Raw genomic sequence first — 17,160 nt, 5'->3', positions numbered from 1 at the left:
TTCCGGCCTCTAACCGTTCCGGCTTCTAACCGTTCCGGCTCTCGACCGCGGTCCAGAAGATCTCGACGATCTGGTCGATGAAGTCCCGGCCGGACACACTGGCCTCCTTGGTGCCGCCGCCCCAGCTGAGGGTGGCGGCCATGTGCCCCTGGTAGTCCTCGTGCAGCTCCTGCAGCACGTCCTCCAGGACCCCCCGGTCCAGGGGCGCAACCTTCGCCACCGGGCGCACATAGGCCTGCCAGCGGGTGGTCACCGCGCTGTGCAGCAACTCGGCGAGCTTGGTCTCGCGGTCCGTGACGGTCACGAAGTCGGGCAGGGACAGCTGCAGCACGTCCGCGAGCACGGCCGACTGGCGCTCGTTGCCGCGCCATGTCCCGCTGTCCTCCATGTGCAGGTACCCGGGCAGGTCCATGCCGACGGCACGGGCGACGTCCTCCGGGGCGATCCCGCGTGAGACGCGGTGCTCGCGCAGGGTCCGCGGCCGGCCGATCAGTTCGCCCGGCGAACACCAGAGCACGCCCGCGAGAGCGGTGAGTTCGGGGTTGCTGGGCGCGGCGGCGCCGCGCTCCCACGCGGCCACGAGGTCGGGCGTGACATAGGGCATCCCGTACGACGCACGCATCCCGTAGGCGACGTGCTCGGGCCCCATGCCGAGGGCGGCACGGAGCCTGCGGGCGGCCGGGGCGTTGAACGGGGGAGTCGAGGGGTTCGGTTGGGCTGAGGGCTGGCGCACTCAGCACAAGGTAGGGAGCTACCCATGAGTTGACTACAGGCCGTTCCGACAGGATCACTAATTGTAGGAACGTACGGTTCCGGCCGTTCGGTATGTTCCGGCCGTTCGGTAGGTAACGGACGGATCACCCGTTCCGGCTATCCCTTGACCGCGCCACCGAGTGCGAACCCACCCCCCAGCCGGCGCGCCACGAGCACATACAACAAGATCACCGGCGTCGAGTAGATCACGGAGAAGGCGGCGAGCTGCCCGTACGCCACCATTCCCCGGTTGCCGAAGAAGTCGTTGATGCTGACCGAGGCCGGCATCTGGTCGGGGGCTGAGCAGGGCAGTTCACACGTACGTGTGATGTTCGGGGTCCAGGGGCTTTCATATACAGATGGCGTTTGTATATTCGTCGTGTGGCTGTGGACAGGAAAGTTCGCCGGTTCTCGGGCGGCGTGTACGACCTTGGGCTGCACGTGGTGTGGTGCTCGAAGTACCGCCGTCCGGTGCTGGATGGACGGGTCGCGTCACGCCTTGAGGAACTGATCCGGGCCAAGGCCGACGAACGGGGGTGGGGGATCGTGGCGCTCGAAGTCATGTCCGACCACGTCCGCCTGTTCGTCAAGCACGATCCGAAGTCATCGGCCTCGTACGTCGCGAACCAGTTCAAGGGCTTCACCTCCCGCGTCCTGCGCGAGGAGTTCCCGCACCTGCGGTCGAAGCTTCCGACCCTGTGGTCGTCGTCGTACTTCGCTGCCTCGGTGGGCGCGGTGAGCGCCGAGACGGTGCAGCGGTACATCGACACCCAGTGGGAACGCCCCCGGAAGATGGGGGGCGGCTTGTGATCCGCGCGTACAAGTTCCTGCTGCGGCCCACGGCTCGTCAGGCGGTCGCGCTGGGCGAGATGCTGCGGGATCACTGCTCGCTGTACAACGGCGCCTTGCAGGAGCGCCGGGACGCCTGGCGGCACAGCTCGAAGACGAGCATCAAGTACGGGGACCAGTCGGCTCAGCTGAAGGAGATCCGGGCGTTCGACCCGGAGCGTCAGGGCCGCTGGTCGTTCTCCTCCCAGCAGGCGACCCTGCGCCGTCTCGACAAGGCATTCCAGGCGTTCTTTCGGCGAATCAAGGCCGGGCAGGCGCCGGGATATCCCCGCTTCAAGGGCGTCGGGCACTTCGACACCGTGGTGTTCCCGAAGGACGGCGACGGCTGCCGCTGGGACTCCACCCCGCACGACCCGCACACCCGCGTGCGTCTCCAGGGCGTCGGGCACGTCCGGGTGCACCAGCACCGGCTCGTGCAGGGCCGGGTGAAGACGATCAGCGTCAAGCGCGACAGGAACCGCTGGTACGTGGTCCTCTCCTGTGACGACGTCCCCGCCGAGCCGCTCCCGTCCATCGACGCGGTCGTCGGCATCGACATGGGCACCACGCACTTTTTGTCCACATCGGACGGCGAGCACGTCGCCAATCCCAAGTTTCTCGACGCGGCGGCCGTCGAGCTGGCCGACGCGCAGCGGCACTTGGCGACCTTCCCCAAGCGCACCCGGCAGCGCACCAAGAAGCACCGCGCCGCAGCCCGCAAGGTCGCCAAGCTGCACGCCAAGATCCGCAGACAGCGCCTCGACTTTCACCACAAGACCGCGCTCGCCCTGGTCCGCGACCACGACGCGATCGCACACGAGCGGCTGAACACGGCGGGCATGACCCGTGCACCCAAGCCCAAGCCCGACCCCGAGACGCCAGGCGTCTTCCTGCCGAACGGCGCCGCCGCGAAGGCCGGGCTCAACCGCAGCATCCTCGACGCGGGTTGGGCGCAGTTCCTCGGAATCCTGGCGAACAAGGCTGAAAGCGCCGGTCGCCTCGTGGTTCCGGTGGATGCGCGCAACACCTCCCGCACGTGCCTCGCATGCGGGCACGTCGCGAAGGGGAACCGCGCCACCCAAGCGAAGTTCGAATGCGTCACGTGCGGCTTCACAGCGAACGCCGACCACGTCGGCGCGACGAACGTCCTCAACAGGGCCGGGCTGGTCCTCTGCAAGGTGGCCTAACCACCGATACAGGAAGCCCGCGACTTTAGTCATGGGTGGAGTCACGAAGTTCTTCATCAGCCGAAGCCGAGGATGAGCCCGTCGGGCACTTTTGCCCCCCCCAGATCCGCCTGCGGGTTCACGGAAGACGGCAGCACCCAGGCGAGGGACAGCGCGAACGCAAGGGCCACGGCGAGCAGTCCGGCGTCGGCGGCGAGGCGAGGGGCGGTTACTGGCCGGAGCCGGTGCCGCCAGCGGTGAGGGCGGTTGCGGCGAGGGTGAGTGCGATGAGGGTGGCGGCGGCGGGACGTTGGCTTGGGTGACGGCTGGGCGGCCTGAAGACAGGCGGAGACCGGCCGAGGAACCTCTCCCGCTGAGGTGTTCGGCCCGAGACAGGAGGGGCGTTCGGTGCGACCTTGACCCTGCGGTCGCCATGGGGGTGCGGTCAGCAAGGTGCCCGCGTCTTCACGACTCGTGAGCGACAGCCGCCCTCACTACCGATCACTGCTGATCTTCTCGTAGTGGTCGCACAGGGCGTTCAGGGCGCGGGCCAGACGCCGGGCGTGGCCGGCGGCTCCGCCGTACCGGCGGCTCGGTTCGGCCTGGAGCCGACTGCGTGCGTCGCCGATACAGGCGAGCGCGCAGTAGCGAGGGATGCTTTCCTTGTCCAGCTTCTTGGCTGCTACCTCGACCTCTGGGATGAGCAGCTCCAGTTGGCCGCGTACCGCCAGGGTCAGCGTTTCGATCTCGGCGCCGGACAGGGGCAGTACGTTCGGGACGGCATCCGGGTCCAGCAGGATGTTCACGGTCTCGCGCATCGTCGCGAGGTCCAGCGGGACTCCCTGACCGTGATCTGCCACGGCAGCCGATCGGGTTGTAGCTTTCATGGTGTCGGCGCTCCCTCGAAGCGTTGGCCACGCCCCGGGGCCCTGCCAGGCCGCCGGGGTCTTGAGGCTTCGACCGTAGAAGCGCCAGTGCGGTACTACCGACCGTAATCCGGTCGCTACTCTCAGGCAGCGAGCAGGCCGACCTTCACCGCGAGTTCCGATGCACGGCGACGACGAGGAGCCTGCGTCGACTCGACCTGTTCCAGGAGGATCGCCCGCGCGTAGCCGTTGTACCGGATCGTCTCCGGTGCGGCCTCGTACGCCTTCTCCAGCGAGGCGACTGCCACGTCCGGCTGGTTGTCGAGGTGGTAGCCGCGGGCCTCCTCGATCCGGTGACGGGCACGGCGGGGACGGGACTGGATGGTCGTCTGATCGGCGCGGGCCGCCTGCCGCACAGACTCACCGCCCTGATGCAGCTCCACAGCCACAGTAACCGCGTGCGCGCCCATGACGGCCTGGCTGAAGCTGGTGACCGGGTGGTAGTAGTCGGCCGGCAACCGCGCCGCCATGTCGTTGGCCTTGTCCCAGTGCCGCCATGCCGTTCCGGTTTCGTGTCGCCGGGCGGCGGTGTAGCCAAGTTCGAACTCAAGGGCTCCCGCGATGGCGAGGACGTCGTCCGAGGCATCGGGCAGCAGGGGCTCAAGGAACCGCACTGCCTCCGTGTTGACGGCGTCGGCAGTGTCGTAGTGCCTCGGCCCCGAGTCGCGGTGTGCTTGCGCCAACAGCCACGAGGCGACGCCGATGGCATGGGGGTCTTCGCTCTCCTGGGCGGCGATCATGCAGCGTTCGGCGACGCGCCACAGCAGGGACGAGTCGGGCTGGTAGGCGATGAAGAACTGCGAGAGCGAGTATGTCTGGGCGAGCTGGGCTTGCGCGGCGCGTCGGTCAGCTGCGCTGTCGGCATGCCGGACAAGGGCTTGTGCGTCGCGGATCAGGTCGGGCAGCAGTTTCCCGATCGCCTCGCGATGGTTCTTCGACGCGTGCCGTGCCTTCCATGCAGCGTGCAGCCGGGCCTCAAGATGCGCCACCGGTGGCGGCTCGACGCCGGTGCTGAGCGGGAAGCTGTCGACGGCGGCCTTGACGGCCGCGAGGCGTGGATGGCCGGGGCCGATGAACAGGTCCACGTGTGTGTCGGAGCGGCCAGTCAGCTCGGCCAGGTCCGCGACGCGCAGAGCTTCAGCGATGCGCAGCACCGTGTCGAGACCAGGTGTCTTCTGCTGGCCGTTCTCGATTTTCCGCACAGTGTGCTCCGACAGACCGATGAGACCACCGAGTTGAGACTGGGTCATCCCACGGCGCTCGCGGAGGATTTGCACCCTCTGACCGAACCGCAGCGGATCGGTGTACGGGCCCGGAGTAGCTTCTGAGGACATCACGGCCTGCCCCTCTCAGCAGCATCGTCACTGTCAGGGTAGGGGTAGAGGCCGTCTCATGTGACGGCCCAGCCGTGCTTGTACGTCCCCGGTTATGCCGGTAGTTCGGCGGCGCGGGTGCGGGCTTGGACGGCTCGGTCCGGGGCGTTGGCGCGGGTGAAAGCCTCGGCGGCCTGGAGGTAGGCGGAGCGGGCTTCGGCGGGGCGGTGAGCGGCGTTGTGGACGTGGGCCAGGTTCTCGAGGGTGCGCCCCTCGTCGTACCAGTTCTCGAACTCCCGGAGGATGTCCCGGGACTTGCCGTACGCCTTGATCGCTTCCTCCGTCCGGCCCATCTGCCTCAGGGTATTTCCGAGGTTGTTCCATACCCTGCCCTCACGGTGGCGGTCTCCGGCGGCTTGGTGCAGGTTGCGGGCGCGGGTGTGGGCGTCGATCGCCTCCTCGGTCCGGCCCACCTGCCTTAGGGCGTTGCCGAGGTTGTTCCACGCCCCGGCCTCGAGGTGGCGGTCTCCGGCGGCTTGGTGCAGGTCGCGGGCGCGGGTGTGGGCGTCGATCGCCTCCTCGGTCCGGCCCACCTGCCTCAGGGCGTTGCCGAGGTTGTTCCACGCCCCGGCCTCGAGGTGGCGGTCTCCGGCCGCTTGGTACAGGTTGCGGGCGCGGGTGTGGGCGTCGATTGCTTCCCTCGTCCGGCCCGCCCCCCGCAGGGCCAAGCCGATGTTGCCCCACGCAATCGCCTCGCCCAGCAGGTCCCCGGCCCGGTGGGTGGCATCCCGCGCTGCTTCCGTGGCGGCGGTCCAGTCGTCGAAATACCGCCGCCAGTACAGGTACATCCCCAGGCACTCGGCCAGCCGCACCCCTGCGTCCGCGAACCGCTCCTCTTGTGCCCATCCCGCTGCCGCCACGAGCCCCGCCCGCTCCCTGTCCAGCCACGCCAACGCCTGCGCCCTGTCCATGAATCGCTCCGGCTCTGCCATCCCCGGCAGCCACCGCAACCGGCGATCGGCCGCAGCCGCCCAGCGGACGTAGAACTCCAGCACCCGCTCCCGTGCCGCCTCCCCCTCCTCTCGCAACCTTGCATCCCCCGCCACCACACCCGCCCCGAACACCCGCACCAGGTCATGCAGCCGCCACCGCATGTCGGGAGCTGTCCCGTCGGAGGGCCGAACCGGTGTGACGATATGTGCGGCGGCTAGGTCCTCCAGCAGCAAGAGCACCGCTTCCGTTTCGACGTCGGCCAGAGCGGCGATCGCCTCCGTGCCTGTCTCCGCAACCGGAGCAAGACAGAGCAGCCGCAGCAACCGGGCCTGCTCCGGTGGTAGTCGGCGATACGACGTCTCCAACACAGGCCGAATCACGAGTGACCGCCCGTACAGGTCTGTGCCCGGGCTCCCGTGGTCGAGAACAGCGGTCGGGTCCCCGGCATCCCGGATATCGGCCACCAGAGAGTCGATGCCCCGATGGCGACGCCGGCGCAGCATCCCTACCGCGATCTGAAGCGCCAGGGGCAAGTGGCCACAAAGATCGGCCAGTTCGTGCAGGGCGTCGGGCTCGCACCCCGGACGTTCGTCGCGTTCGTCGGTGTCGTGCAGGGCGCGGGCCACCAGGGCAACCGAGTCGTCCGAGGCAAGAGTTTCGAGGTCGATGAGCCGCACCGGAAGAGCATCGGGACGGTCCCGGGACGTGATGAGTACCCGGTGATGGTCCGTACCGGGCAGCAGCGGCACGTACTGCGACGGATCCGACGCGTTGTCCAGGATCAGCAGCATCCGGTCTTGCCGTTCGGCGAGGAGCGCCCGGTACGCGTCGTACTGGCGCTCCGTCGTCGGCGGCAGATCTCGGTCCCGTACGCCGAGTGCGTCGAGGAGCGCCAGAACGGCCTGATCAGCTGTGACCGGGTCGTCGTCGTACCCGCGCAGGTCCACGAACAGAGTCCCGCCCGGGAACCAGCCCTCCGCACGCGCCCGATGCGCCGCCTCCACCGCCAGCGCGGTCTTGCCGATGCCGCCCATGCCGGTGACGGCGAAGATGAGGAGCGGGAGTGCGGTCGTATCGGACTCGCCGGGTGCGAGGTGGGGGAGCAGGCGGTCCAGTTCCGCCGACCGGCCGGTGAAGCCCAGCGGGCGGGGCGGCAGGGTGGCGGTCGCGCGGGGAACCGGGCCGTGGATCGTGCCCTTACCGGCCTCCGACCTGCTTCCCGATGACGGGCCCGTAGAAGGTCCCGCCCCGGAAGTCGATGTGGTCGCCCCCGGAACCCGCTTGGGGACCCTCCTCGGAGTCGCCGGAACCCCCGTCGCGAGGCAGATGCTTGCGCAGCACCGCCACCGTCACCGAAGCCGCCTGCGCCGCCGCCCGCTTCTGCGAGCCGCCGGCGTCGGCCTTGCGCTTGTTCGCGTCCGCGCGGTCGCTGATGCCTCGGATGACCAGGGCGTCCAACTGTCCGTTGAAATGGGCCGCGTTGGCCGCTCCGGACCCCTCCATCTCGATCGCACCGGCGTCGTTGTAGTGCGACTCGATGTGCCGTGCGATGTCGGACTCGGAATCGGCCAGTACGACGTCACCGGTCGCGATCGGCGCGAAGTGCACCTCCACGCCCTCCAGGTCCCGCGCCGCCGAACGGGCCGCCTGCTCCAGTGCGTGGGAGCTGGGCAGGGCCTTGGGGCGGACCTTGAAGCCTTCGTCTGTCTGCTTGCCGCTGTGGATCTCGTACACCTGGGTGCCGACGACGACGTCACCGATGTTGATGTCGTCCTTCAGACTGCCGGCCACCCCCACGAAGAACACAGCCTGTGGATGCAGCCACTCGATGAGCTGTGTCGCGAGCGCCGCGGCGCGCTCGGCGCCCACACCCAACTCGCTGACCGCGACCTGCCAGGGGCTGTCGGGCAGCCTGCCGATCTCGACGCGGGTTCCTTTCGGGTGGACGCGTTCCTCGCGGTCCTCGATGTACGCCCGCACCGCCGTGTACTCCAGCGCCAGTGCGGTCAGGATCAGAACAGTCGGCTTCGTCTGCGGCACACTCTTAAGGTACTGCCGGGGGAAGGGGCGCGAGTGGCGGAACGGGACGTAACGGTGGGGCAGTTGCTGCTCACCGAGTACCAGACGATCAAGGACGAGCAGAAGACGCGGATCGGGTTCCGGGACAATCTGCTGTACGTCACCCTCACCGTCGTGGCTGCCGTGATCGCCGCCGCCGCGCAGGCCAAGCAGGCCGCGATGTTGCTGGCGCTGCCGCCGGTGTGTGTGGTGCTCGGGTGGACGTATCTCGTCAATGACCAGAAGATCTCGGCCATCGGGGCCTATGTGCGGGGGGAGTTGGGGCCTCGGCTCGCTGAGATGGTTCAGGTGGAGGGGGGTGAGGTCTTCAAGTGGGAGGTCGCCCATCGGGGGGATGCGCGGCGGGTTTCGCGGAAGGTCATGCAGTGCGTGATCGACCTGCTGGCTTTCTGCGTCGTGCCGTTGAGTGCGCTGATCGTGTACTGGGTGGGGGATGACGCCTCGACCGGGTTGGTGATTCTCTCCGTTCCGGAGGCGGTCTCGGTGCTCGGGCTGGGGGTGTACATCGTTCAGTACGCCCTGCCGTTCAGGAGTGGAGGCCGGGCGGGGTGAGCGATCACATCCACTTCCAGGACGGGGAGTTCAGAGGGACGGTCATCGGGAAAGCGGAGTACCTGCAGCAGGCTCCGGCGCCTACGGCGTTGGATGCGTTGCCTGCGAGAGCGGCGGGGTTCACGGGTCGCGAACGGGAGATGGCCCGACTGCGCGATGCGCTGAACCCGGCGGCCGGTCCGGGTGAGCCTCAGGCCGTGCTCGTCACCGCAGTGTCGGGGCTGGGCGGCATCGGCAAGACCGTGCTGGCGGTGGAGGCGGCGTACGCGGCTCGGGCGGAGGGGTGGTTTCCGGGTGGGGTTCTCTTCGTGGACCTCCACGGTTACGACGATGCTCCGGTTACGGCGAACCAGGCACTCCAGTCACTGCTGCGGGCTCTCGGGGTCGAGTCGAAGCACATTCCGGCTACGGCGGATGAGCGGGCCGTGCTTTATCGGTCGCGGCTGGCCGAGCGGGACGCGGTGCTGATCCTGGCCGACAACGCGTCCTCGCCGGATCAGGTACGGCCCCTGCTTCCGGGCGGGACCCGGCACCGGGTCATCGTCACGTCCCGGGACCGCCTCGCTCAACTCGGCGCCAGACGGGTGCCCTTGGAGCAGCTCACGCCCGATGGTTCGTACGACCTCCTCGACCTCTCCCTGAGGATCGCCGATCCGGACGACAGACGTGTCGCCGACGACGCCGAGGGCGCCGGGCGGCTTGCCCTTCTGTGCGGGCATCTTCCGCTGGCCCTGCAGATCGCCGCAGCCCTGTTGGCGGAGGACCAGGACAAGCCACTTTCGGAACTCGTCGACGAACTCACCGAGTCCCGGGACCGCCTCGACCATCTCGACGACGGCGAGCGCAGCATCCGTGCCGCCTTCGACCTCTCCTACCGCCGTCTGCCACCCGAACAGGCCCATCTCCTGTGCCTGCTTGCTCTCGCGCCGGGGCCCGAGGTGAGTGACGAGGTCGCCGCCGCGCTCGTCGGGGCCGAGGCTCCTCCGCTGCGGGACATAAGGGCGCTGGCCCGCGCGCACCTCGTGGAGCGGGGGAGCGGGCGTGGGCGGTGGCGGTTGCATGACCTGGTACGGGCGTTCGGGACTGGTGTGGTGGCGGGGGATGCGGGTTTACGGGACGAAGGGGAGGCGGCGCGAGAGCGGGTGCTGGCGTTCTACCACCGGTGGGCGTACGCGGCCGATGACCGGTTGCGGTGGCTGCCGGGGATGGCGGAACCGGAGCGGTTCATGGACCGGGGGCAGGCGCTGGCGTGGCTCGACGGGGAGCGGGCGGGGCTGGTGGCGGCGGTGTTGTGGGCGCGGGAGGAGCGGTACGCGGCCACGTCAGTGCAGCTGGCTCTCTGCCTGACGGAGTATCTCGACAGGCGTCGGTACTTCGACGACAAGATCACCATCACCCGTGTTGCTCAGGACGCGGCTCACCGCGCCGGAGACCGCGTTGCCGAGGCCTCTGCCTGCACCAGCCTTGGCATCGCCCTGGAGGAGGTGGGCCGCGTGGAGGAGGCGATCGAGGCACACATCCGTGCCCGCGACCTCTTCCAGGCCGTCGGACACCGCCTTGGTGAGGCCGTGGCGTGGAAGAACCTCGGCATCGCTCTGCGGGAGACGGGTCGGGTCGAGGAGGCGATCGAGGCTCATATTCGTGACCGTCACCTGTGCCAGGCCGTCGGGGACCGCCACTTGGAGGCCGGTGCGTGGAATCACCTCGGCAACGCTCTGCGGGCGGCGGGGCGCGTGGAGGAGGCGATCGAGGCACACGTCCGTGCTCGCGATCTCTTCCGGGCGGTCGGGGACCGCCAGCGCGAGGGCACGGCATGGATGAACCTCGGGAATTCCCTGCGGGCGGCGGGGCGTGTGGAGGAGGAGACCGAGGCGTACGGCAAGGCCCTGGACATCGCCCGGGAGAGCGAGGATTGGTACGGAGTAGGCCTGACTCTCGAAAACCTCGGCCTCGGCCTCGCGGATGGCCCCCAGGCCGAAGACGCCCGCACCTACTGGCTTCAGTCCGCCGACGCCTACACCAGCGCCAACGCCCCAACCGAAGCCGCCCGAGCCCGCGCCCAAGCCGAAGCCCTCACCGCCCCTGAGAAACCCACCGATAAACCAACTCCGGCCTCCCCACCTGCCCATAAACCGGCTCCCGCCCAGCCCTCCCCGCCTCCACCAGGTGCTCCAGATACCGCCGAGCAGTGATCCGCGAAATCCCCACCGCCTCGGCAACCCCCGCCGCCGTAAGCCCCGCCGAAGCCTCCCGAAGCACCCCCGTGACCCGCTCCAAAGTAGGCCCGCTCAACCCCTTGGGAAGCGCCGCAGGCGAAGGTGCCCGAAGCGCGCCCAGGGCCCGGTCCACCTCGTCCTGCCCGCTCGCCTCGCCCACCGCCGCATGGAACTCGGCGTACCGCACCAGCCGGTCCCGCAGCGTGGCGAAAGTGAAGGGCTTCAGGACGTACTGGACGACCCCCAGGGAGACGCCCTCCCGCACCACGGCCAGGTCCCGCGCCGACGTCACCGCTATCACGTCCGCGTGATATCCGGCCGCCCGCAGCGACCGCGCGAACTGCAGCCCGTGTACGTCCGGCAGGTGCAGGTCCAGGAGCAGCAGGTCCACCGGCGTGCGGTCCAGGATCCGCCGTGCCTCCGCCCCTGTGTGTGCCTTGCCCACCGCCACGAACCCCGGCACCCGGCCGACGTACATCACATGCGCGTCCGCGGCCACCGGATCGTCCTCGACGACGAGAACCCGAATGGGTTGCGAAACAGAACCCGCCATCAGCCGCCACCCACCGATGTGCGCAACGGCAACCGCACCTCGAACACCGCTCCGCCCTCCTCGGCCTCCGCCACCGTCAGCGTCCCGTCGAGCCGGGCGACCGCCTGCCGGACCAGGGCGAGGCCGAGGCCGCGCCCGCCGGGTCCCGCCGGCTTCGTCGAGAACCCCCGTTGGAATACCAGGTCGGCATGGGCGGGGTCGACCCCCGGTCCCGTGTCGGACACGCGCAGCACCAGTTCGGCGGCCGAGGCGTACGCCGTCACGGTCACCCGGGCCCGCGCACTGCCCTGTGCCGCGTCCACCGCGTTGTCGATCAGGTTGCCGAGGACGGTCACCAGGTCCCGCGCCGACAGCTCGGGCGGGAGTACGCCGTCGTCGAGCCGGCTGTCCGCCGAGACCACCAGCTCCACGCCCCGCTCGTTGGCCTGGGCCGTCTTGCCCAGGAGCAGTGCGGCCAGTACAGGCTCGCTCACGGCGGCCACCACCTGGTCGGTGAGGGCCTGGGCCAGCTCCAGTTCCGCCGTCGCGAAGTCCACGGCCTCCTCGGCCCGGCCCAGCTCGATCAGCGAGACGACCGTGTGGAGGCGGTTCGCCGCCTCGTGGGCCTGGGAGCGCAGGGCCTGGGTGAAGCCGCGCTCCGAGTCCAACTCGCCCATCAGAGATTGGAGTTCGGTCACGTCTCGCAGGGTCACTACCGTGCCCCGACGCTCTCCGCCCGACACCGGTGAGGTGTTCACGACCAGCACCCGGGACGCCGTCAGGTGCACCTCGTCCACGCGTGGCTCCGACGACAGCAGTGCGCCGGTGAGCGGTGCCGGCAGGCCCAGGTCCGCCACCGACCTGCCGATGACGTCCTCCTCCTCGCCGACCCCGAGCAGCTCCTGGCCGCCGTCGTTGATCAGCGCCACCCTGAACTGCCCGTCCAGCATGAGCAGCCCCTCGCGGACCGCGTGCAGCGCCGCCTGGTGGTAGTCGTGCATCCGGCTCAGCTCGGTCGCGTTCATGCCGTGGGTGTGGCGGCGCAGGCGGGCGTTGACGACGTACGTGCCCACCGCGCCCAGGAGCAGCGCGACGCCGGCCACTCCGAGCAGGGCCGTGACCTGGCCGCGGACCCGTGCGCTGATCGCCTCCACCTTGATGCCGGCGCTGACCAGGCCGATGACCCTGCCGTTCTCCTCCACCGGGGTGACCGCGCGGACGGACGCGCCGAGCGTGCCGGTGTAGGTCTCGGTGAAGGTGCGGCCGTGCTGGGCGGGGCCGATGCGGCCGAGGAAGTGCTTGCCGATCTGCTTCTCGTCGGGGTGGGTCCAGCGGATCCCGGACGGGGTCATGATCGTCACGAAGTCGACGTTCGCGTCCCGCATGACCTGCATCGCGTAGGGCTGGAGGTCCTTGGTGGGGTCGGGGGTGTGGATCGCCGTGCGGACGGAGGGGGAGTCCGCGATCGAGCGGGCCACGGCCGTCGCGTGGCGGGCCGCCGCGTCCTCGGCCTGCCGTTCGTCGCTGACGTAGGTGAACAGCGCGTACCCGGCCACGACCACCGCTATCAGCACGGCCTGCATGGCGAACAGCTGGCCGGCCAGGCTGCGGGGGCGGGGGAGGGACGGGAAGCGCATGTCAGCAGTGTGCCTCTCGGGTTAAGCATGAACTAAATGAACGGAAGGGTGACCGCCCTCACAGAGCGGGAGATAGTCACGGCATCCCCCACAACCCCCGGACGTGAGCCGCACGCCGGTGATGCCGACGAAGACGTCAAGGAGGGCAGCCGTGGCCGCCAGTTCCCCCGATACGGCACCTGCCGCACCCCGCGTGAAGCGGGACCGGACCCACTACCTGTACATCGCCGTCATCGTGGCGGTCGCGCTCGGTATCGCCGTGGGGCTCATCTGGCCCGATGCCGGAGTCGAGCTGAAGCCGCTGGGCACCGGCTTCGTGAACCTGATCAAGATGATGATCTCGCCGATCATCTTCTGCACGATCGTGCTCGGCATCGGTTCCGTACGGAAGGCCGCGAAGGTCGGTGCCGTCGGCGGTATCGCCCTCGGCTACTTCCTCGTGATGTCGCTGGTCGCGCTGGCCATCGGGCTCGTCGTCGGCAACGTGCTGCACCCGGGTGACGGGCTGCACATCACCAACGCCATCAAGGCGACCGGACACGAGCAGGTGTCCCCGGACGCGCTGCCGCCGGTCGACTTCGTGCTGTCGATCATTCCGACGACCTTCGTGTCCGCGTTCACCGAGGGCCAGGTGCTGCAGACCCTGCTGGTCGCGCTGCTCGCCGGGTTCGCGCTGCAGGCCATGGGGTCGGTCGGGCAGCCGGTGCTGCGGGGCATCGAGCACATCCAGCGGCTGGTCTTCCGCATCCTGTCCATGGTCATGTGGGCCGCGCCGATCGGTGCCTTCGGTGCCATCGCGGCCGTCGTCGGCTCCGCGGGTCTGGACGCGCTGAAGAGCCTCGCTGTGCTGATGCTCGGCTTCTACGTGACCTGCTTCCTGTTCGTCTTCATCGTGCTCGGCACGCTGCTGCGGGTCGTCGCCGGACTGAACGTCTTCACGCTGTTCAAGTACCTGGCCCGCGAGTTCCTGCTGATCCTGTCGACCTCCTCCTCCGAGTCCGCGCTGCCGCGGCTCATCGCGAAGATGGAGCACCTGGGCATCAGCAAGCCGGTCGTCGGCATCACCGTGCCGACCGGCTACTCCTTCAACCTCGACGGCACCATGATCTACATGACCATGGCGTCGCTCTACATCGCCGACGCCCTGGGCACCCCGATGTCGATCGGCGAGCAGATCCCGCTGCTGCTCTTCCTGCTGCTCGCCTCCAAGGGCGCGGCGGGCGTCAGCGGTGCGGGTCTGGCCACCCTGGCCGGCGGTCTCCAGTCGCACAAGCCCGCGCTGGTCGACGGCGTCGGCCTGATCGTCGGCATCGACCGCTTCATGAGCGAGGCCCGTGCACTGACCAACTTCGCGGGCAACGCGGTCGCCACGGTGCTGATCGGTACCTGGACCAAGGAGATCGACAAGGGCCGGGTGCGGCAGGTTCTCGCGGGTGAGCTGCCGTTCGACGAGACGACGCTGCTGGACGAGAACGAGGGCGCGGCCGCTGAGCTTCCCGAGCCCCGCGAGGACGGGGAGAAGGAGCTGGCGAAGGCCTGATCCCTGAGAAAGCTCCGGACGTCCGGCCCCGCCTGAACCCGGGCCGGGCGTCCGGGTACCGCCGCCGGGCGGCTGGGTCTCCCCCGTTGACCCAGCCGCCCGGCTTCCCTGTGCGCTACGACCCCTCACTCACCTTGGCCACCAGCTCGGTGGCCGTGGAGGCGGGCACGCCCGCTGCGGTCAGAACCGTGACCGTGGCCGCGCGGCCCGCCTCCTCCGCTGTCACCAGCCCGTCGTTCACCGCTTCCGTCACCGCGAACAGCATCTGCTCGTGCACGTACGCGAGGGCCGACGCGGGCAGCGGGGAGCTGAAGACGCCCTCGTCCAGGCCGTGTTGGAGCAGCCGCACCTTGTTCTCGCGCAGGGGCGCCAGGCGTTCGCGGATGCCCTGCACGGTGACCGTGCGCTGGGCCAGGGCGACCAGCAGCCGGTAGCGGTCGGCGATCTCCCAGATCGCGAGCACCGAGCGGGCCACCGCCTCCGCCGGGTCGGCCACCCCCGCCCGGGCCCCCGCGTCCGCCTCCGCCAGCGCCTGGACCGCCCCGTCGACGAGCGTGCTGATCAGCGCCTCACGGCTCGGGAAGTGCCCGTACACCGTCCGCCGTACGACCCCTGCGGCGCGCGCGATCTGGTCCATGGAGGCGTCGGGATCGCGCAGCAGCTCGGCGAGGGCGACGTCGAGGATGCGGCGCCGGTTGGCGTCGGCGCGGCTGGAGCTACCGGTGGTCATGGCAGTCATTCTGCACACCCCTCCTCGACTTGCACAGTGCTGTGCAACGACGTACATTGCACATGGCTGTGCAATTGCACGGTGCTGTGCAAGCCTCGTCGCGCTGTGAGGAAGGCGATCCCTGCCATGCGACTCGTCATGAACGAACCGGTCGACAGGACGGACCGGCCCTACGCCCGGCGCTGGTGGGCGCTCCTCGTGCTCTGCCTGAGCCTGCTGATCATCGTGATGGCCAACACCGCCCTCACGGTCGCGGCGCCCGACATGACCCGGGACCTCGGTCTGTCCAGCGCCGACCTGCAGTGGGTCATCGACGGCTACACCGTCCCGTACGCGGCGCTGATGCTGCTGCTCGGCGCGATCGGCGACAAGTACAGCCGCCGCGGCGCCCTCGTCCTCGGCCTCGTCGTCTTCGCCGGCGGAGCGGTCGGCGGCTACCTGGCCGGCAGCTCCACGGCGGTCATCGCTGCCCGTGCCGTGATGGGTGTCGGCGCCGCGCTGATCATGCCCGCCACCCTGTCTCTCCTCGCCGCGACCTTCCCGCGCGCCGAGCGCGCCAAGGCCATCACGCTGTGGACCGCCACCGCCGGCCTCGCCATCGCCGCCGGACCGGTGGTCGCGGGCGCCCTGCTGCGCGACCACGGCTGGTCCTCGACCTTCCTGATCAACGTGCCCATCGCCGTGCTGGCGATCATCGGCGCCCTCGTCCTCGTACCGCCGTCCAAGGCCGGGCACCACGACCGGATCGACTACGTCGGCGGACTGCTGTCGGTGATCTGGACCGGTTCGCTGATCTACATGATCATCGAGGGGCCGCACTTCGGCTGGGGCGTCAAGGCGGTCACCGCCGCCGTCCTCGCGGGCCTGGGCCTGGTCGCCTTCGTCGCCTGGGAGTTGCGCCACCCCCGCCCGATCCTGGACGTGCGCCGCTTCACCGACCGCCGTTTCGCGGGCTCCAACCTCGCCGTGGCCCTCTTCTTCCTGGCCGTCTTCGGCGCCTTCTACTACCTCACCCAGCACCTGCAGTTCGTCCTCGGCTACGACGCCCTGGAGACCGGCGTCCGCATGCTCCCGCTGGCCGGTGCGGTCTTCGTCGGCTCGGCCCTCACCGGCTGGCTCACCCCGCGGGTCGGCATGAAGCTCACCGTCACCGCGGGCATGGTCGGCGGCACGACGGCCCTCGCGCTGCTGACCCAGGTCGACGCGGGCTCGGCGTACGGCGACTTCGTGGCGCCCCTCGTCATCCTGGGCCTCGCCATCGGCCTCGCCCTCTCGCCCTGCACCGACGCGATCATGGGCGCCTTCCCGGAGTCCGAACTGGGCGTCGGCGGCGCGGTCAACGACACCTCGCTGGAGCTGGGCGGCTCGCTCGGCATCGCGATCCTCGGCTCGCTGCTCGCCACCTCGTACGGCGACCACCTCACCGACGCCACCACGGGCAGCAAGCTCCCGGCGAGCGCTCTGGAGACCGCGCAGGACTCGGTCGGCGCCGGGTACGCCGTCGCGCAGGGCATCGGCGACAAGGCACACCAGCTGGCCGCGCAGGCCGCGCGGACGAGCGACCCGCAGCAGGCCGCGCAGCTCAAGCAGCAGGCCGCCCAGCTCGCCTCCGGCGCCCGGCAGATGGCGGACGCGGTCGGCTCCTCCTTCTCCGACGCCGTCGCCCACACCAGCCTGGTCGGCGCGGTGATCCTGGGCATCGGCACGATCCTGGTGGCCGTCCTGCTGCCGCGCCGCGAGGCCGCCGTACAGGCCGTACAGGAGGAGAAGGCCGAGGAGAAGGAACTGGCGGAGAGCGCAGCCGGCTGACCCCTTACCGCGTCTTCTCATGCGCATCCACTAGCGTGCCGCTCCGGAACCGGAACGGCACGTTCGTGCGTGTTCCCGAACGAACT

Annotated in this window: 14 protein-coding genes and 2 pseudogenes; 6 read left to right on the top strand and 10 right to left on the bottom strand. The window is 69.6% G+C overall.

The genetic code is table 11. The annotated features are described in order from the left end of the window. Nucleotides 1-25: 25 nt before the first annotated feature. Together BEK98_RS09770 and BEK98_RS09765 are read right to left on the bottom strand one after the other, a co-directional pair. On the bottom strand, nucleotides 26-733 hold the full coding sequence (locus BEK98_RS09770) for a helix-turn-helix domain-containing protein (protein WP_094216034.1): 708 nt from the start codon (nucleotides 731-733) through the stop codon (nucleotides 26-28). A 137-nt stretch (nucleotides 734-870) separates the two neighbouring features. Beyond that, nucleotides 871-1,050 (bottom strand): annotated as a pseudogene (locus BEK98_RS09765) (carbohydrate ABC transporter permease); the annotation flags it as partial. Between the two features lie 84 nt (nucleotides 1,051-1,134). Between BEK98_RS09765 and tnpA the strand changes: the two are divergent. Beyond that, nucleotides 1,135-1,563: an IS200/IS605 family transposase gene (gene tnpA, locus BEK98_RS09760; RefSeq protein ID WP_094216033.1), complete on the top strand. Its 429-nt coding sequence runs from the start codon at nucleotides 1,135-1,137 to the stop codon at nucleotides 1,561-1,563. Next, on the top strand, nucleotides 1,560-2,768 hold the full coding sequence (locus BEK98_RS09755; protein ID WP_094216032.1) for an RNA-guided endonuclease InsQ/TnpB family protein: 1,209 nt from the start codon (nucleotides 1,560-1,562) through the stop codon (nucleotides 2,766-2,768). Before tnpA ends, BEK98_RS09755 begins: the two co-directional genes overlap by 4 nt. A 68-nt stretch (nucleotides 2,769-2,836) precedes the next feature. Here BEK98_RS09755 and BEK98_RS49900 read toward each other — a convergent pair. From BEK98_RS49900 to BEK98_RS09730, 5 genes and pseudogenes are all read right to left on the bottom strand, one after another. Beyond that, nucleotides 2,837-2,947: pseudogene (locus BEK98_RS49900) on the bottom strand (carbohydrate ABC transporter permease); the annotation flags it as partial. A gap of 294 nt (nucleotides 2,948-3,241) precedes the next feature. Further along, complete coding sequence (locus BEK98_RS09745; protein ID WP_143684100.1) at nucleotides 3,242-3,607, bottom strand: DUF6415 family natural product biosynthesis protein; 366 nt, start codon at nucleotides 3,605-3,607, stop codon at nucleotides 3,242-3,244. A 149-nt stretch (nucleotides 3,608-3,756) separates the two neighbouring features. Continuing rightward, on the bottom strand, nucleotides 3,757-5,007 hold the full coding sequence (locus BEK98_RS09740) for a helix-turn-helix domain-containing protein (protein WP_094216029.1): 1,251 nt from the start codon (nucleotides 5,005-5,007) through the stop codon (nucleotides 3,757-3,759). Nucleotides 5,008-5,099: 92 nt separating this feature from the next. Then, on the bottom strand, nucleotides 5,100-7,013 hold the full coding sequence (locus BEK98_RS09735; protein WP_208643061.1) for a tetratricopeptide repeat protein: 1,914 nt from the start codon (nucleotides 7,011-7,013) through the stop codon (nucleotides 5,100-5,102). Nucleotides 7,014-7,176: 163 nt separating this feature from the next. Continuing rightward, the gene (locus BEK98_RS09730) at nucleotides 7,177-8,019 is read right to left on the bottom strand and encodes a 5'-methylthioadenosine/S-adenosylhomocysteine nucleosidase family protein (protein ID WP_094216027.1); all 843 of its coding nucleotides are present in this window, start codon (nucleotides 8,017-8,019) and stop codon (nucleotides 7,177-7,179) included. A gap of 33 nt (nucleotides 8,020-8,052) precedes the next feature. Here BEK98_RS09730 and BEK98_RS09725 point away from each other — a divergent pair, with 33 nt between their 5' ends. Together BEK98_RS09725 and BEK98_RS09720 are read left to right on the top strand one after the other, a co-directional pair. Then, complete coding sequence (locus tag BEK98_RS09725; protein ID WP_094216026.1) at nucleotides 8,053-8,610, top strand: hypothetical protein; 558 nt, start codon at nucleotides 8,053-8,055, stop codon at nucleotides 8,608-8,610. A 197-nt stretch (nucleotides 8,611-8,807) separates the two neighbouring features. Beyond that, nucleotides 8,808-10,802, top strand: coding sequence for a tetratricopeptide repeat protein (locus BEK98_RS09720; RefSeq protein ID WP_341868960.1), 1,995 nt, complete (start codon nucleotides 8,808-8,810; stop codon nucleotides 10,800-10,802). On the opposite strand, the gene BEK98_RS09715 is transcribed toward BEK98_RS09720, so the two are convergent. Both BEK98_RS09715 and BEK98_RS09710 read right to left on the bottom strand, forming a co-directional pair. Beyond that, nucleotides 10,684-11,379 (bottom strand): response regulator, encoded by a 696-nt coding sequence (locus tag BEK98_RS09715; RefSeq protein WP_094216025.1) that lies wholly within the window; start codon nucleotides 11,377-11,379, stop codon nucleotides 10,684-10,686. The genes BEK98_RS09720 and BEK98_RS09715 overlap by 119 nt on opposite strands. Next, on the bottom strand, nucleotides 11,379-12,995 hold the full coding sequence (locus BEK98_RS09710) for a sensor histidine kinase (protein WP_094216024.1): 1,617 nt from the start codon (nucleotides 12,993-12,995) through the stop codon (nucleotides 11,379-11,381). The genes BEK98_RS09715 and BEK98_RS09710 overlap by 1 nt, the downstream gene beginning before the upstream one ends. A gap of 121 nt (nucleotides 12,996-13,116) precedes the next feature. Between BEK98_RS09710 and BEK98_RS09705 the strand changes: the two genes are divergently transcribed. Further along, nucleotides 13,117-14,535 carry a cation:dicarboxylate symporter family transporter gene (locus BEK98_RS09705; RefSeq protein WP_094216235.1) on the top strand — a complete coding sequence of 473 codons (1,419 nt, stop codon included), beginning with the start codon at nucleotides 13,117-13,119 and terminating at the stop codon, nucleotides 14,533-14,535. A 115-nt stretch (nucleotides 14,536-14,650) separates the two neighbouring features. Here the strand turns inward: BEK98_RS09705 and BEK98_RS09700 are convergent, their stop codons facing one another. Then, the gene (locus BEK98_RS09700; protein ID WP_094216023.1) at nucleotides 14,651-15,274 is read right to left on the bottom strand and encodes a TetR/AcrR family transcriptional regulator; all 624 of its coding nucleotides are present in this window, start codon (nucleotides 15,272-15,274) and stop codon (nucleotides 14,651-14,653) included. Between the two features lie 117 nt (nucleotides 15,275-15,391). Between BEK98_RS09700 and BEK98_RS09695 the strand changes: the two genes are divergently transcribed. Further along, complete coding sequence (locus BEK98_RS09695; protein ID WP_094216022.1) at nucleotides 15,392-17,074, top strand: MFS transporter; 1,683 nt, start codon at nucleotides 15,392-15,394, stop codon at nucleotides 17,072-17,074. The last annotated feature ends 86 nt before the right edge of the window (nucleotides 17,075-17,160 follow it).

The organism is Streptomyces diastatochromogenes (assembly GCF_002242805.1).
GTDB lineage: Bacteria > Actinomycetota > Actinomycetes > Streptomycetales > Streptomycetaceae > Streptomyces > Streptomyces diastatochromogenes.
Note: the sequence above shows the minus strand (reverse complement) of the source record. Positions and strands in the feature narration are given on the sequence as shown.

Coding starts and splice junctions, on each gene's coding strand:
- BEK98_RS09740 (WP_094216029.1), bottom strand. CDS start 5,007: ATGTCCTCAGAAGCTACTCCGGGCCCGTACACCGATCCGCTGCGGTTC.
- BEK98_RS09735 (WP_208643061.1), bottom strand. CDS start 7,013: ATGGGCGGCATCGGCAAGACCGCGCTGGCGGTGGAGGCGGCGCATCGG.
- BEK98_RS09715 (WP_094216025.1), bottom strand. CDS start 11,379: ATGGCGGGTTCTGTTTCGCAACCCATTCGGGTTCTCGTCGTCGAGGAC.
- BEK98_RS09710 (WP_094216024.1), bottom strand. CDS start 12,995: ATGCGCTTCCCGTCCCTCCCCCGCCCCCGCAGCCTGGCCGGCCAGCTG.
- BEK98_RS09705 (WP_094216235.1), top strand. CDS start 13,117: ATGCCGACGAAGACGTCAAGGAGGGCAGCCGTGGCCGCCAGTTCCCCC.
- BEK98_RS09700 (WP_094216023.1), bottom strand. CDS start 15,274: ATGACTGCCATGACCACCGGTAGCTCCAGCCGCGCCGACGCCAACCGG.
- BEK98_RS09695 (WP_094216022.1), top strand. CDS start 15,392: ATGCGACTCGTCATGAACGAACCGGTCGACAGGACGGACCGGCCCTAC.